Raw genomic sequence first — 16,122 nt, forward strand, 5'->3', positions numbered from 1 at the left:
CCTGCGAGCGATGATCGAAGCATGAACAGGCCGCAATGAAGTCATGACGCTACGCATAATTCTGGCCGACGACCATCCGATAGTCCGCAGCGGCGTTCGGGCCTTGCTGGAACGCAACAACCTGCAGGTTGTTGCCGAGGCCGGCAGCACCGATGAGCTGTTCACGGCGCTCGCAAATCATGAATGCGATGTGCTCCTGACGGATTTCAGCATGCCCGGTGGCCAGCTGGGCGATGGTCTGGCGATGCTGGAGGCCCTTCGCGGCCAGTGGCCGCAACTGCCGATCATCGTCCTGACGATGATGAACAATCCCGGCGTGCTCAGTTCGATTCTCGCCACCGGCGTGCGCGGCCTGCTCAACAAGTCCGACGCCTTGTCGGAGTTGCCCTTGGCGATCCAGGCCGTGTCCCACGGCCGCGAATACGTCAGCGCCAGCGGTGGCCTTCAGCTGGAGCAGATGGAAGGTCATGATTCCACCCGGCTGCCGTTGTCGCCGCGCGAGACTGAAGTTCTCCGACTGTTCGTTTCCGGATTGACGGTCTCGCAGATCGCCGAGCAGCTCGATCGCAGCATCAAGACCGTAAGCCGTCAGAAGATGGACGGGATGGCCAAGCTCGGCCTCAAGACCGATCTCGAGGTCTACGCTTACGCACGCGAGCACGGTTTGCTGGCCTGATCGCGCGTCGCAACGGCGCGACGAGACAGCAGCAACGGCGCCAGATCGCGCGCAAGCCCATGTGGTTTGCCAAACCGGCAAACGTACCTTCTGCAGATATTGGCCAGGCGTCCGCCTTCCCTCAGCCAGCTGCGAATTGTCGGGAAAATAGGACGATTCTCATACCCCCCGTACGGGTGCGTGCCTAACCTTGCGCCGTTCTGCAAGCAGGCGGGTCACTGACATGCCCGGGCCTGTGGTTCGAAAACGACTCCCGCAGACACGTCGTCATCCCCTGACCCTCTCTACCTGGACCCGTATGAAAACCAAGATCCTCGGCACCTTCGCGCTCGGCGCGATCGGGTTGGCCTCGCATTCGGCATCCGCCTCGGACGGCACCATCAACTTCTCCGGCTCGATCACCAGTCAGACCTGTTCGATCAACGGCGTCGCAGCCGACGGAAACCGGAACATCTCTGTAGCCCTGCCGAAGACGCCGCAGTCGAGCCTGACGGCGCTCAACTCCGTCGCCGGCGAGACGCCGTTCTCGATCGCCTTGACCGGCTGCACTCCGGCCTCTGGCACGGTGGCCACTCGTTTCGAACCGGGCAGCAACGTCGATGCCGCGACGGGCGAGCTGATCACCAGCGGCGTCGGCGGTACGTCCAGCCTGCATATCCAGCTGCTCAACGAGACCCGCGGGGTCATCAATATCGGCGCGCCGGACGTTTCGCAGAACTCCACGGCCAAGACCATTCCTGCCGGCGGTGCGGTCACCCTGAACTACTTCGCCCGCTACAAGCGCGCATCGACGTTGCCCGCACTGGGCACGGGCGTCATCGCGTCGAACGTGACCTATTCGCTGGTCTACAACTGACCGCACCACCTTTCCGGAAGTACTGACACATGAAAAGCACTCTCCTCAAGGCCATGGCGATCAGCGCCATCGCGCTGGCATCGCAGGCTGCGTTCGCCTCCGACGGCACCATCAACTTCACCGGTGAGCTCACTGCCCAGACGTGCTCGATCAACGGCACCGCCGCAGACGGCAACCGCAACGTCAGCGTGACGCTGCCGGCCGCGACGCAGTCGAGCCTGGCCATCGTCGGCGCGACCTCGGCCGAAACGGCGTTCCAGATCGCACTCACTTCCTGCACGCCGGCTACCGGCACGGTCCGCACGCGCTTCGAGTCGGGTCCCAACGTCGATGCGGCCACCGGAGAGCTGCTCACCAGCGGCGCCGGTGCCTCTGCGGGCCTGCGCATCCAGTTGCTCAACCAGGACCGCTCGGTGATCGCCGTTGGCACCAGCGACGCCTCGCAGAATTCCGCCCCGAGCACCATCACCACCGGCGCGGCGACGCTCAACTACATCGCCCGCTACCACCGCGTCTCGACGACGGCGCTCGTGGCGGGCGCGGTGACCTCGAGCGTCACCTACTCCATGGCCTACAACTGAGTTGAGGTCGCGGCTGACGGAGGAGGGTACTCCTCCGTCCACTTGCGGATACCAATAAATCCATGAATGCATTGAAGGACCTCAGGACACTCACTTCGGCCTGCCTGCTGGCGGTCGGCGGACTGTGCGCGTCCAACGCTGACGCCTCTGTGGTGATCGCCGGGACGCGCGTCGTCTATCCCGCGCAGCAGCAAGAGGTGACGATCAAGCTGACCAACGACGGGCAGACGCCGGCCCTGACCCAGGTCTGGCTGGATCGCGGAGATCCCGATGCGGCGCCATCGACCATCGATGTTCCCTTCACCGTGACACCGCCGGTTGCACGCATCGATCCGGGCAAGGGCCAGGCGGTGCGGATCATCTACACGGGCGAAGCGATGGCGCAGGACAAGGAGTCGGTGTTCTGGTTCAACCTGCTGGAAGTGCCTCCCAAGCCCGGCGCGGATGCAGCCGGGACCAACCTGCTGCAGATGGCATTTCGCACACGCATCAAGCTCTTCTTCCGACCCGCGTCACTGAAGGCTGCCGACGCGGCGACGGCGCCGGCACAGATACGCTGGAGCCCGGTCAAGGACGCAGGTCGCGATGCCCTCCAGGCACACAACCCGACGCCGTACTTCGTGTCGTTCGCATCGATTGATGTGAGCGCAGGCGGCAGAACCGCGCGCTTCACCGACGGTGGCATGGTCGCCCCGGGAGAAACCCGCGCATTCGCTTTGCAGGGAGACGTGCCAACGACCTCCATGGCAAAGGTCAACTACCACGCCATCAATGACTACGGTGGGCCGATCGATGGCGAGGCCGCACTGAGCGGACAGGGGGCTTCAAAGGGCCTCGCGCCCTGACCATCCACGGCGGCGCCGAGTTGCGGCCCGCATCCCATGAACTTCCCGTCGATGCCGCGTACTCGGCAGGGGCGCGGTTTGCCCGGTCGAACCAGAAGCATGCGCAAGCAATACTCCAATCGTCAGCGTCCACGTCATCGGCCGATCAGCCTGGCCGTCGCGGCACTGCTGACAAGTGGCAATGCCGGCGCATGGGCAGGCGGTCCGAACCCGGATGATTCGGGCAGCCTGGTCGAGTTCAACGAAGCCTTCATGCACGCCTTCGAGGGTGGCGGCGCCGGCGTCGACCTGAGTCGCTTTGCCAAGGGCAATGCCGCGCTGCCGGGCACCTACCTGGCGGACCTGCAGGTCAACCAGCAGGTCCTCGGCAAGGTCGATATCACCCTGCGAGCGCTGGCACCCGGCGGCAACGACATCCAGCCCTGCTTCGACCTGGAGTTGATCGGTCGCCTCGGCATCGACATGGCCAGGCTCACGCCGGAAAGCATGGCGCGCCTGGAGAGCGCCACCACCGAAACGTGCGTCACCTTGCCGACGGTCATCGAAGGGGCTACGGCCGTATTCGACAACGGCGAGCAGCGACTGGACATCGGCATCCCGCAAGCCGCCCTCGATCGACACGCACGTGGCTACGTCGATCCCAGGTTCTGGGACGAAGGCATCAACGCCTTCCGCCTCCAGTACAACGCCAACGCCTATCGTGCCGAATTGCAGGGAAACGCGATCACCCAGGGCTATGTCGGCATCAACGCCGGCGCCAACATCGGGCCGTGGCGCCTGCGGCACATCGGCAACTCCAGTTACGACGACAACAAGGGCGGCCACTACGACGGTGTGCAAACCTATGCACAGCGTTCACTCATCCCGATCAAAAGCCAGCTGACCATCGGTGATGCCTACACCGATGGCACCATCTTCGACAGCTTCGGCTTCCGCGGTGTGCAGCTGGCCAGCGATGACCGGATGTACCCGGAATCCCAGCGTGGCTACGCGCCGACGATCCACGGCATCGCCAACAGCAATGCGCGCGTGCAGGTCCGCCAGGGTGGCAGCATCCTGTACGAAACCAACGTCACCCCCGGTGCGTTCGAGATCAATGACCTGTACCCGAGCGGGTACGGCGGCGATCTGGAAGTCGTGGTCACCGAAGCCGATGGCCGCGTCAATGTTTCCAAGGTGCCTTACTCCGCCGCGGTGAACGCGCTGCGGCCGGGTGTCGGACGCTACAGCCTGACGGCCGGACTGTACCGGCATCCGACGGTCGACAGTGAGCCGGAGCTGTTGCAGGGCACCTACCAGCGTGGTCTCAGCAATCGTGTCACCGCCTATGGCGGCACCACGCTGACCAAGGACTACCAGGCCGTTGCCGCCGGTGCCGCGCTCAACACCCGGCTCGGTGCACTCGGCCTCGATATCACCCAGTCCAGCGCCAAGCTCGACCATGAGCCGGACCGCAGTGGCCAGAGCGTCAGGCTGAGCTACAGCAAGCTGCTCGCTCCGACCAATACCAACCTCACGCTTGCGGCCTACCGCTACTCCAGCGAAGGCTTCCTGGATCTGGAGGATGCGGTCGCGCTCAACGCCCGCGCCCCGGACGATCTGCTGCCCACGCCGGACCGCGAACGTGGCCGCCTGCAGCTGACGGTCAACCAGGCATTGCCGGCCGGGTGGGGCACGTTCTACCTCACCGGTTCGCGCCAGGACTACTGGAACCGCAACCAGACCGACACGCAGTACCAGTTCGGCTACAACAACAGCTACAAGCGCATCAACTTCGGTCTCTCCGCCGCGCGCCAGTTCGACCAGAGCCGTGGCCAATGGGACAACCGGGTGATGTTGACCGTGGGCATCCCGCTGGGATCGTCCCCGCGCGCGCCGTACTCGCAGACCAGTCTGCAGCGCGACTCGACAGGCGCAGCGACCTTCCAGGAGTCGGTGACCGGTACGTTGGGGCGCGACAACGCTTTCACATACGGCGTCAACGCCAACCACAGCCGTGGCGGTGGCGCGGAAAGCTCAAGCATGTATGGCGCGAACGCCTCCTACGCCCTGCCGACCACGACGATTACCGGCAGCGCCAGCAAGTCCAACAACTACAGCCAGGTCAGCGCTGGCGTTTCCGGCGGCGTCGTTGCCTATGCCGATGGCGTCACCTTCACGCCGACTCTCGGCGACACCATCGCCATCGTCGAGGCGAAGGGCGCCAAGGGCGCAATCGTCTCCAACGGCAGCGGTCTGCGGGTCGACCGCTGGGGCCATGCCGTGGTCTCGAACCTGTCGCCCTTCACGCGCAGCTCGATCGACCTCGATCCGGCGGGCCTGCCGCTGAACGTCCAGCTCGACTCGACGCAGGAGCAGACGATACCCACATCGGGTGCGATCACGCTGGTCCGCTTTGCCGCTACCAGCGCGGGACGCGCGGCGATCCTGCGCACCAGCCGTGTGAACGGCCAGCCCTTGCCGTTCGGCGCTGACGTGCTCGACGACCAGGGCATCAGCATCGGCACTGTTGCGCAGGCCGGCAAGGTCATCGCGCGAAATCTGGGGTCCGACGAGGGCGAGTTGACGGTGCGTTGGGGGCCGGCGGTGGACGAGACCTGCAAGCTCCGCTATGCGCTGCCCAAGAGTGTCAACACCAGGATGAGCTACACGACGGTGGATGCGAAATGCCAATGACGATCATCGTCCGCATTGTCGCGGGCCGTCGCCGAACACCGGCCCGCGTTTGACAACTTTTCCACGGTGGCCATGATGAAAACCTGCCGCAGCGTCGTTACATCGCTTCTGTCGCTGGTTCTCCTGGCCTATGCGCTGCCGTCGTTTGCCATCTACAACGATTGCACCGCGCCATTGCCGTTGACTTTGAGCCTGCCAAGCGTGCACGTGCTGTCGAACCTGGCTGTCGGAGCAACGATTCCAGGGGCCTCGGTCGGGTTCAATATTCCGGTGACCTGCACGAACTACACGTTCACAGCCGGGAGCCGGTGGCTGATGTCGACCAGTGCTGGCAGCGCCAACGCCACCGCTTCTCCGGATGTCTTCACGCTGGCGCCCGGAAACACCGGAATCGGATTTCGCGTGAGGGGCGGATCTGACGCTGTCCTGACAGCTCAGCCCTATGGCGGCGGTTGGGGCTTTGACATGGGGCCCGCGCCGAATACTGGGACCACGCTTGTCGGGACGTTCGAGCTGGTCAAGATAGCGGCTACCGTTCAGTCAGGCGCCTACTCGATTCCATTCGAGTTCCACGTGCCAAGTCAGGAATACGCGAACCAGTCAGGCCCCGGAAGCAGAATGACCCTCTCCTATTCGGTCGCGGCGATTCCGACGTGCACTGCCGCGGTTCCCTCGATGCAAGTCCGCCTGCCTACGGTTTCGAGGGCATCTCTCAACAGCCTCAATGCCACGTCGGCGCGAACCGGCTTCAACCTCGGCTTGTCCTGCGAAGCGAATGCTGCGCCGACCGTGACCATGAGCGACGGCAGCAATCCGGCCAACGGGACTGACCGCCTTTCGCTTACGGCTGATTCGACCTCCTCGGGCATCGCGCTGCAGTTGCTCTGGGCGAAGCAGCCGGTCGTCTTCTCGTCAAGCGGATCGCCGGGAAGCGGTACTGCAATCAAACCTGCCAGCTCGGCTGTGGCTGGGCAGGTGAACGTTCCGCTGGAAGTTCAGTACATACGAAACAGCGCGAGCATCTCCCCGGGAACCGCCAACGCAATCGCCACCTTCACCCTGTCGTACCAGTAGCGGCGATGCCCTGCCAGCAGCGCCTCAAGCGGCAGGGCATTCACTGACCGCCGGAAAATCCGTGCTGGCGCCACGCCTCGAACACCACCACCGCCACCGCGTTGGACAGATTGAGACTGCGGTTGTCCGGGCGCATGGGCAAGCGCAGGCGTTGCGCCGCCGGCACGCGTTCGAGCACGTCGGCCGGCAGGCCGCGTGTTTCCGGGCCGAACAGGAATACGTCGCCGGCGCCGTAGGCAGGGCCGTCGAAACGGGTCGTGCCGCGCGTGCTCAGCGCGAACAATCGCGGCGGGACGCCGTTGGCCTGGGCGATGGCCGCCAACGCCGCATCGAGGTCGTCGTGCACCTGCAGCGTGGCGTACTCGTGGTAGTCGAGACCGGCACGCTTGAGCTGGCGGTCCTCCAGGTCGAATCCGAGCGGCCGCACCAGGTGCAGCCGCGCGCCGGTGTTGGCGCACAGGCGGATCACGTTGCCGGTGTTGGGGGGGATTTCAGGCTGGAAGAGGATGACGTCGAACATCGCGACAGTGTGTGGGTTCTTCCGGTACGGTCAACCGGCGCTTTCAAACGTGATCGAGCTCACCAGGGCAATGCATTGCCCTGCCAGTCGATGAAGCGTCCGCTGTCGGCCAGCGTCGCCGAATCGATCACGCCCAGCAGCCCGCGTGCGGAGTCGGCCGGCGTCACCTGCGCGCCCTTGCCGCCCATGTCTGTCTGCACCCAGCCCGGGTGCAGGGCGATCACGGTGATGCCACGTTCGTGCAGGGCCTGGGCCAGCAGCACCGTCGCCATGTTCTGCGCCGCCTTGGAGATCGCGTAGGTCGGCGTGTGGAAGCCGTCGACCGAGGAGATCGAGCCCAGCATCGACGACAGGTTGGCGACCTTGGCAGCGTCGGCCAGGTGCGGCGCCAGTGCCTGGGTCAGCAGGAACGGGCCGGCGGCATTGGTGCGCAGGCTGTCGTCGAGCTGCGTGGCGGCGACGTGGCCGAAGCGTTCGCCCGAATGCAGCACGCCGGCGTTGTTGATCAGCAGGTCGATGCCGTCGGTGACCAGCGGCAGCTCGCGGGCGAGTTCGGCATGCGTCTTCGGCTCGGCCACGTCCAGCGGCAGCACGTGCAGGCGTCCCGGGTTCTGCCCGGCCAGCTGGTTGAGGGCGTGGGCGCGGCCCGGGTGGCGGCTGGTGGCGATCACGCGGTCGCCGCGGGCGAGCAGCTGGCGAACGAACTCCAGGCCGAGGCCGCGGTTGGCGCCGGTGACCAGGCAGCGACGGGGAAGCGGGGCATCACTCATGGCGGTCATCCCTGCGCGACGAAGGCGCCAGTGTATGGCCCGGGGCCGAAGTGTGCCGCGTTGGCCGGATGATGGGTCGGCGCCCGCCCAATACCGGTCCGGTGGGACTTTTGGCCTGTTGCCTGCCTTCGCCGGTGGCCTAGGATGCAAGCTTCCACCTGGACAAGGGAGTCCGGGCGTCACCCGATCAGGAGTCTTCCATGACCGCTACCTTCCGACCGCGCGCCGCGGTCCTCGCCGTCGCCCTGGCCACGGCCGTCGCCGGCACCGGCTTCGCACCGTCGTCCGCGCTGGCAGCGCCCAAGGCGACCGTGGACATTCCTTTCGAGGAATTCACGCTGCCCAACGGGCTGCGCGTGGTGGTGCACACCGATCGCAAGGCGCCGATTGTCGCGGTCAACATCTGGTACCACGTCGGCAGCAAGGACGAGCCGGCAGGGCGCACCGGCTTCGCCCACCTGTTCGAGCACCTGATGTTCAACGGCTCGGAGAACTACCGCGGCGAATTCTTCGAGCCCTTCGAGCTGGTCGGCACCACCGACCAGAACGGCACGACCAACTCCGACCGCACCAACTACTTCCAGAACGTGCCCACCACCGCGCTCGACATGGCGCTGTGGATGGAGTCCGACCGCATGGGCCACCTGCTCGGCGCGATCGACCAGGCCACGCTCGACGAGCAGCGCGGCGTCGTCCAGAACGAGAAGCGCCAGGGCGAGAACCAGCCCTATGGCCAGGTCTGGGACGAGCTGGGCAAGGCGATGTATCCCAGGACGCATCCCTACCACCACAGCACGATCGGCTCGATGGCCGACCTCAACTCGGCCTCGCTCGAGGACGTGAAGGGCTGGTTCCGCACCTGGTATGGCCCGAACAACGCCGTGCTGGTGCTCGCCGGCGACATCGACCTGGCCACCGCGAAAGCGAAGGTCACCGAGTACTTCGGCAACATCCCGGCCACGCCGACCATGGCCCAGCCGAAGGTCGACGTCGCACCGCTGGAGAAGTCGACCCGCGCCACCATGACCGACAAGGTGCCGCAGTCGCGCATCTATCGTGTCTGGAACGTCGCCCAGACCGGCACCACCGACATCGACCAGCTGCAACTGCTGGCGCAGGTGCTCGGCGGCAGCAAGTCCTCGCGCCTGGACCGCCGCCTGCTGCACGAAGACAAGATCGTCGACAGCGTTTCCGCCTCGGCCTATGGCTCGCAGCTGAGCTCCAGCTTCATGGTCACCGCCGATGTGAAGGAGGGCGTCGATCCGGCCAAGGTCGAAGCGGTCATCGACGAGGAGATCAAGCGCCTGCTCAAGGACGGCCCGAGCAAGGTCGAGGTCGAGCAGGCACGCACGGTGTTCAAGGCCGGCTTCGTGCGCGGCATCGAGCGCATCGGCGGCTTTGGCGGCAAGGCCGACGCACTGGCCGAATGCACCGTCTACACCGGCAACCCGGGCTGTTTCCGCGACAGCCTCAAGGTGATCGAGACCGCAACGCCCAAGGACCTCAAGGCGATCGGCAACAAGTGGCTGACCAAGGGCAGCCATACCCTGCTGGTGGTGCCGGGCGAACGCACGGTGATCGCCGAGGACCCGTCGGTGACGCCGGCCCCGCTGACGCTGCCGCCGGTGGATCCGAAGTTTGCCACCACGCCGAGCACGGTCGACCGCAGCAAGGGCGTGCCGGTGACCAGCCAGTTCCCCGACCTGAAGTTCCCCTCGTTGCAGCGCGCGATGCTGAAGAACGGTACGCGCGTGATCCTCGCCGAGCGCCATGACATCCCGGTCGTGCAGATGAGCTACGAGTTCCTTGGCGGCTTCAGCGCCGACCAGGGACACACGCTCGGCACGTCGAGCTTCACCATGGGCATGCTCGACGAGGGCGCGGGCAAGCTCGATTCGCTGGCGTTCGGCGACCGCGTCGAATCGCTCGGCGCCAGCATGGGTGCCGGCGCTTCGCTCGATGGCGGCAAGGTCTACCTGTCGGCGCTGAAGGAAAACCTGGTGCCATCGATCGACCTGTTCTCGCAGATGCTGCGCGCGCCGCGCTTCGACCAGAAGGAGATCGACCGGGTCAAGGCATCGTGGATCGCCGGCATCAAGCAGGAGAAGGCGCGTCCGAATGGCGCCGCGCTGCGCGTGCTGCCGCCGTTGCTGTACGGCGAGGGCCACCCGTACGCGATGCCGTTCAGTGGCAGCGGCACCGAGGAGTCGATCGCCTCGCTCAGCCGCAACGACCTGGTCGCGTTCCACCAGGCCTGGGTGCGCCCGCAGGATGCGACGCTGATCGTCGTCGGCGACACCACGCTGAAGGAGATCGTGCCGCTGCTCGACAAGCACCTGGGCGACTGGAAGGGCACGGGCGAAGCGCCGGCCAAGCCGACGATCGGCGAAGTCGCCAGGGCCGAAGGCGCCGCGCGTGTTCCTGATCGACCAGCCCGGCGCGGTGCAGGCGAACATCTTCGCCGGTGAAGTCGTGCCTTCGACCAAGGACCCCAGCTCGGTGCGGTTCGATATCGCCAATTCGGTGCTCGGCGGCGAGTTTTCCTCGCGATTGAACATGAACCTGCGTGAGAGCAAGCACTGGGCGTACGGCGCCTACAGTTTCTCGGCCAACTCGCTCGGCCAGCGCCCGTGGATGGCCTTCGCCCCGGTGCAGATCGACAAGACCGCCGACTCGCTGAAGGAACTGCAGCGCGAGATCAGCGCGTACTCCAGCGGGCAGAAGCCGCCGACCGCGGAAGAAGTGGCGAAGATCCAGGCGACCGAGATCCGCGGACTGCCCGGTTCGTTCGAAACCGCCTCGGCCGTGCTCGGCGCGATCAGCGCGATCGTCCGCTACGACCGTCCGGACGACTACGTGTTCAAGCGCAAGGCCGAGATCGAAGCGCTGACGCCGGAGCAGGTCAAGGCGGCCGCTGCCACTATCGATCCGGATGCACTGACCTGGGTCGTGGTCGGCGATCTCAAGCAGATCGAACAGCCGGTGCGCGCACTCAAGCTCGGCGACGTGCAGGTCCTGGACGCCGACGGCCAGACGAAGTAATCGCCGCCAACCCCTCCTTTGGGAGGGGTTCTCACTTCTGGCACAGGCGGCGGCTTGCGCAAAAGCGCGACCGCCGCCTCAGTCGGTGTTCACTTCGTCTCATTCACAACGTCAGCGTGTGAGGCGACAATCGCGCCGGTCGAGTGGCCGGTCGCGGATTGCGCCGTGCCGTACTCAGCAATCATTCGGAGCAGGCAATGCGTCAGTCGATGAGGGCTACGGTCCTGGCAGTGGGTTGTGCGGTGGCGATGGCTGGATGCACCTGGGTGCAGATGGCACCGGGCGCGTCCTCGGTGCGCGTGATCGACGGCAGCAGCGCGCCGGCCGGTTGCGAGAAGCGCGGCGAAGTCGAAGTGTCGGTCAAGAACAGCGTGGCCTTCTACGACCGCAACCAGTTGCGCGTTCGCGAGGAGCTGGAAACGCTTGCACGCAATGAGGCGCCGAGCCTGCAGGCCGATACCGTTCAGCCAATGGGCGAGCCGCTCAATGGCTCGCAGCGCTTCGCCGCCTGGCGCTGCGCCGCCGGGAACGCTGCTACGAAGGCCTCCGGGTCCGGTGGCAGTGCCCAGACCTATCCGATCGGACGCTGATCCGGGCCGTGCCGTTCGTCGCCGGCGCGGTGCACCACACGCCACCGAATGGTGGCTTGCCCGATAAAGCGTTAACATGGTGTGTTCATCCGTCTCCGGTCAGACCACCATGTTGTTCCAGCACGTCGCAATCGCCGGCCTCGCACATATCGACGCTCCTCGCCGGCTGACCTCGGATGAGATCAACACGCGTCTCAAGCCCACGCTCGATCGTCTGGGCATCAATTACAACGTGCTCGAAGAAGTAGCGGGTGTGCGCGAACGGCGTCTGTGGGACGGCGAAGTCCGCGCCTCCGATGCCGCAACGCTTGCAGGCGTGAAGGCACTGGCTGACGCCGGCATCGACGCCGATCGCGTCGGGCTGCTCGTCAGCACCTCGGTCAGCCGCGACTACCTGGAGCCGTCCACGGCCTCCATCGTCTCGGGCAATCTGCGCCTGCCCAACACCTGCCAGAACTTCGACGTCGCCAACGCCTGCCTCGCGTTCCTCAACGGCATGGACATCGCCAGCCGCATGATCGAGCGCGGCGAGATCGACTACGCCCTGGTCGTCAACGGCGAGACCGCTGACCTGGCCTACGAGAAGACCCTCGAGCGCCTGAGCCGCGACGATGTCACCCAGGAGCAGTTCCGCGACGAGATGGCCACGCTCACGCTCGGCAGTGGTGCCGCGGCGATGGTGCTGGCGCGTACCGAACTGGCTCCGGGCGCACCGCGTTACCGTGGCAGCGTCACCCGCTCGGCCACCGAGTGGAACCAGCTGTGCCGCGGCGACCTGCACCACGACCGCATGGTGGCCGACGGCCGCATGCTGATGATCGAAGGCCTCAAGCTCGCCAAGACCACCTTCGTTGCCGCCCGCGCGGCGATGGGCTGGGTGGTCGAGGAGCTCGACGAGTTCGTCATCCACCAGGTCAGCAAGGCCCACACCCAGGCCTTCCTCAAGGCCTTCGGCATCGACCCGAAGAAGGTCATGACCATCTTCGGCGAGCACGGCAACATCGGTCCGGCCTCGGTGCCGATCGTGCTGAGCAAGCTGCGCGAGGGCGGCCGCCTGAAGAAGGGCACGCGCGTGGCGCTGCTCGGCATCGGCTCGGGCCTGAACTGCTCGATGGCGGAAGTGGTCTGGTAAGCGCCAGCGCAATCGCGAAACAGAAAACCCGGCCATGTGCCGGGTTTTCTTTTGGTGCGGCACCTAGATCGCCGACGCGTCCAGCACGATGCGATAGCGCGCCTTGCCTTCGCGCAGGTGCGTCAGCGCTTCGTTGACCTTGCCCATCGGGAACATCTCGACCTGCGGCCGGATGTCGTGCCGGGCGGCGAAGTCGAGCAACGTGGCGATGTCGGTCGGTGAGCCGGTGGGTGATCCGGAGATCTCGCGTTGCTTCATGATCAGGCTGAAGGCGGCCACCGGGATCGGCTCCAGCACCGCGCCGACCACATGCATGCGGCCTTTCGGCGCGAGCGTGCCGACCATCGCGTCCCAGTCCATCGGCACGTTCACCGTCACCAGCAACAGGTCGAGGCTGCCGGCGATGGCGGCGATTGCCGCCGAATCGCGACTGGCGACGACGTGGTGCGCACCGAATCCGCGCGCCTCGTCGGCTTTCGCCGCGGTCGAGGTGAACGCGGTGACGTCGCAGCCCCAGGCGGCGGCGAACTTGATCGCCATGTGGCCCAGGCCGCCAATACCAACCACGCCGACTCGCATCGTCGGCTTGATGTCGTAGGCCAGGAAGGGCTTGAAGACGGTGATGCCGCCGCACAGCAGCGGGCCGGCGCTGGCGACATCGAGGCCATCAGGAACCGGTATCGCCCAGGCCCAGTGCGCGCGCACTTTCTGCGCGAAGGCGCCATGGTGCCCGCCGATGGTTGGCGTGCCGTTCGGACACAGGTTCTGGGCGCCGGACAGGCATTCGCGGCAATGCATGCAGGTTTCCGCGGTCCAGCCCACGCCGACGCGCTGGCCCACCTGCAATCCCTTGGCATGGCTGCCGACGGCGGAAACACGACCGATCGCCTCATGGCCTGGCACCAGCGGGTATTGGGTCATCCCCCAGTCGTTGTCGAGCATCGACAAGTCGGAGTGGCAGATGCCGCAGTACTCGACATCCACTTCGACCTCTTCCGCGCCGAGCGGTCCCAAGTCCAGGTCCTGCAAGGCCAGCGGCTTGCCAGGACCCTGAGCGGCCCATGCCTTGATCGTCGCCATTCCCGCTCTCCATCACGCATCAGCAAGGGTCACCGACGCTACGCCGGTCGCCGCATCGAACGGATGAAATCGCAGTGACCGGACCGGCGCTGGCCGCCGGCCCGGTCGCCGCTGCCGGATGACTCAATGGCGCCTGGGTTGCGGCCGCAATTGCGTGGTGGCCACGAACTTGCCGACCTTCTGTCCCAGCTTCACCCCGGCCTCGCAGCCGGTGCGGAAGTGGATGCCGCCATAAACGCGCGCATCCGCGGATTCATTGGCAGCTTGCGACAAGCTGGTGTAGCTGCGGGTGACCGAAGGCGGAAGCCCGGTGGCGGTGATGGTGAAGGGCACCTTGTCGGTGCCGAAGAACTCGCGCAGCGCGCCGCTGAAGGAGCCGACGGTGTTGGGCAGGCCGCAGGTGTAATCCGGATACGGCGGCGTGACGATGTACGACGTCCAGTTGGCGTCGGGTTGCGTGGCCTTGTTGCCGTCATCGACCCAGTGGATGGCCGTGTAGGGGCGCCAGAAGTTGTGGGTGTACTTGACCCGGAACGTGGCGACGAGACCGTCGTTGATGGCCATGTTCATCAGCGCGAACAGGCGCGCATGCTCCCACAGGTCGAAGTCGTAGTCGGCGACGATGACGCGGGCGACGCCATTGAGGTTGCCGCCGCCACCGGGCCAGAAGCGCGCGATGCGACTCGGCTCGGAATCGGGCGCGGCATTGCGGACGGCCGCGTTGCCGACGGCTTTGACTTCGTTGTAATCCTTGGCGTAGGCCGTGGTCTTGATGTTGAGCATGGCTGCCTTGCCCGGGTTGAACTGCATCGCATTGTTCAACGCGAAGGGTTCGACATTGCCCCAGCCACCGAACTGCGGGAACGGTGCGGGTGCAGGAGGTGTCGGCGGCGTCGGCTGGTAAACGCCAGGGCCCGGCCCGAGCGTGTACGGCACGTGCGGCGTCTGCGAACCATCGAGGACGCGCATGTCGAGGATGGCATCGGCAGCCGCAGCGCCGATGGTCTCGCCCTGGCTCACGCAGGCAGCCTGCGCCGGAGGGCAGGCGGGAAGCGCGGCGATGAAGTTGGTGTAGGCGGTATTGATGGTGGCGGCCTGGGTCGGCAACGTCGCCAGCAGTACATCGCGCGCTGCGCGTGCGACCGCCGCATCGGGCGATGCATTGGGATTGCCGGCACCGACCACGGCGTAGGTCCTGTAGCGCGGATCGATCGCGTTCAATGCATCGTGGATGGCGATGTGGACCATCGCGAACACGCGGAACTGCTGCGGCGGGCCCCCTGCCGCGCCGATGACCTGGTTGGTGGTGGCATTCCAGTCAGTCACGGCGTCGGCCAGTGCCTGGCATGGAACAACCAACGGCAGGACACCCGCCAACAACCAGCGGGGCGAATGCTTCCGGGGGAACTTCATGGTGGACTCCTTGCATCAGAGGACGCGCCATCGCGACGCGACCGCCGGGGGGCGGCATTGAACTCGACCAGAAGGTTTACGAGATCGACGCAGAAGAATTACGCGGTAGGACCGCCGCGCGGGCCACGTCGCGCAAACGCATGCGCTACCGGGCGTCGCGGACTGGCACGAATCCTGCCGGGAAGCGCCCCCAATCGAGAAAACGCGGCTGCCGACACCCGCGTGCGCGGTGCGCGAGGTCTGCTCGAAAACAGGCAACTGCTACAGCGTCGTGATGACCTCACCGCTGGCACTGCGCAGCAGCTCGGCCACCTGCGTTCGCTGCGCATGCGAGAGCGCGTGCACGACCACCGCGTAGCGACCTTCGCCGAGTGCATCCTGCACCTTGAGGATGTAGAGATCATGGTCGGGCCGCAGCGTGACCAGACCGCCGAACATCAGTCCTGCAACCGCGGCGAAGAAGATGATCGCGCCGGCCGCGTACGCGGCCGAGTTGACGATGAAAGGTATGCGCAGCGTCCACAGAACGCCGAACAGCACGGCGCCGAGCGCCGCACCGAGCAGGCCAAGCCAGAAATGCGCGCGCAGCATCGTCGAGAAGATGCCCTGGCTCTCCGGCTCGAGTTTCTTGCCCGCGCGCGGATCGTGTGGCGCAACCACGCGCACCTGGCTGTCCTTCAGGTGCAGCGTGCGGCGGATGGTATCGGCCGCCTGCAAGGCGGCGGCCTTGCTGTCGAGTACGGCGGCGACCTTGCTGTTGGAGACTTCGCCGGTGAGCACATGGTCGGTCATGACACGCTCCTGGTGGCTGTCATCAACCGGATCGTGTTGTGCGGCTGGTTGCGTGACCGTGAATTCGTGGTGATT

12 protein-coding genes and 2 pseudogenes are annotated in these 16,122 nt (G+C 65.8%); 9 read left to right on the forward strand and 5 right to left on the reverse strand.

All coding sequences use genetic code 11. The features are described from left to right. The first annotated feature begins 43 nt into the window (after positions 1–43). From HIV01_RS14605 to HIV01_RS14630, 6 genes are all read left to right on the forward strand, one after another. Positions 44–676 (forward strand): response regulator, encoded by a 633-nt coding sequence (locus HIV01_RS14605; protein ID WP_200608260.1) that lies wholly within the window; start codon positions 44–46, stop codon positions 674–676. A gap of 298 nt (positions 677–974) precedes the next feature. Beyond that, positions 975–1,532, forward strand: a complete 558-nt coding sequence (locus tag HIV01_RS14610) for a fimbrial protein (RefSeq protein ID WP_200608262.1) — start codon at positions 975–977, stop codon at positions 1,530–1,532. 29 nt (positions 1,533–1,561) lie between these two features. After that, positions 1,562–2,113, forward strand: coding sequence for a fimbrial protein (locus HIV01_RS14615; RefSeq protein ID WP_200608264.1), 552 nt, complete (start codon positions 1,562–1,564; stop codon positions 2,111–2,113). Positions 2,114–2,265: 152 nt separating this feature from the next. Further along, on the forward strand, positions 2,266–2,958 hold the full coding sequence (locus HIV01_RS14620; RefSeq protein ID WP_245156821.1) for a fimbria/pilus periplasmic chaperone: 693 nt from the start codon (positions 2,266–2,268) through the stop codon (positions 2,956–2,958). 99 nt (positions 2,959–3,057) lie between these two features. Continuing rightward, positions 3,058–5,634 (forward strand): fimbria/pilus outer membrane usher protein, encoded by a 2,577-nt coding sequence (locus HIV01_RS14625; RefSeq protein WP_200608268.1) that lies wholly within the window; start codon positions 3,058–3,060, stop codon positions 5,632–5,634. 15 nt (positions 5,635–5,649) lie between these two features. Next, positions 5,650–6,708, forward strand: coding sequence for a fimbrial protein (locus tag HIV01_RS14630; protein ID WP_200608270.1), 1,059 nt, complete (start codon positions 5,650–5,652; stop codon positions 6,706–6,708). Positions 6,709–6,748: 40 nt separating this feature from the next. Here the strand turns inward: HIV01_RS14630 and HIV01_RS14635 are convergent, their stop codons facing one another. After that, the gene (locus HIV01_RS14635) at positions 6,749–7,228 is read right to left on the reverse strand and encodes a tRNA (cytidine(34)-2'-O)-methyltransferase (RefSeq protein WP_200608272.1); all 480 of its coding nucleotides are present in this window, start codon (positions 7,226–7,228) and stop codon (positions 6,749–6,751) included. A gap of 59 nt (positions 7,229–7,287) precedes the next feature. Beyond that, entirely contained in the window at positions 7,288–7,998 is a 711-nt protein-coding gene (locus tag HIV01_RS14640; RefSeq protein ID WP_200608274.1) for an SDR family oxidoreductase, read from the reverse strand. A 200-nt stretch (positions 7,999–8,198) separates the two neighbouring features. Between HIV01_RS14640 and HIV01_RS14645 the strand changes: the two are divergent. From HIV01_RS14645 to HIV01_RS14655, 3 genes and pseudogenes are all read left to right on the forward strand, one after another. Further along, positions 8,199–11,040, forward strand: a pseudogene (locus HIV01_RS14645) (M16 family metallopeptidase). Between the two features lie 209 nt (positions 11,041–11,249). Continuing rightward, positions 11,250–11,558: pseudogene (locus HIV01_RS14650) on the forward strand (DUF4156 domain-containing protein); the annotation flags it as partial. A 181-nt stretch (positions 11,559–11,739) separates the two neighbouring features. Then, entirely contained in the window at positions 11,740–12,762 is a 1,023-nt protein-coding gene (locus tag HIV01_RS14655; protein WP_200608278.1) for a 3-oxoacyl-ACP synthase III, read from the forward strand. 63 nt (positions 12,763–12,825) lie between these two features. Here HIV01_RS14655 and ahr read toward each other — a convergent pair whose 3' ends face one another. The 3 genes from ahr to HIV01_RS14670 form a co-directional block, all read right to left on the reverse strand. Then, on the reverse strand, positions 12,826–13,842 hold the full coding sequence (gene ahr / locus HIV01_RS14660) for an NADPH-dependent aldehyde reductase Ahr (protein WP_200608280.1): 1,017 nt from the start codon (positions 13,840–13,842) through the stop codon (positions 12,826–12,828). Positions 13,843–13,965: 123 nt separating this feature from the next. Beyond that, positions 13,966–15,255 (reverse strand): vanadium-dependent haloperoxidase, encoded by a 1,290-nt coding sequence (locus HIV01_RS14665; protein WP_200608282.1) that lies wholly within the window; start codon positions 15,253–15,255, stop codon positions 13,966–13,968. A 261-nt stretch (positions 15,256–15,516) separates the two neighbouring features. Continuing rightward, positions 15,517–16,047, reverse strand: a complete 531-nt coding sequence (locus HIV01_RS14670) for a hypothetical protein (protein ID WP_200608284.1) — start codon at positions 16,045–16,047, stop codon at positions 15,517–15,519. Between the last annotated feature and the right edge of the window lie 75 nt (positions 16,048–16,122).

This window comes from Lysobacter arenosi (assembly GCF_016613475.2).
Classification (GTDB): domain Bacteria; phylum Pseudomonadota; class Gammaproteobacteria; order Xanthomonadales; family Xanthomonadaceae; genus Lysobacter_J; species Lysobacter_J arenosi.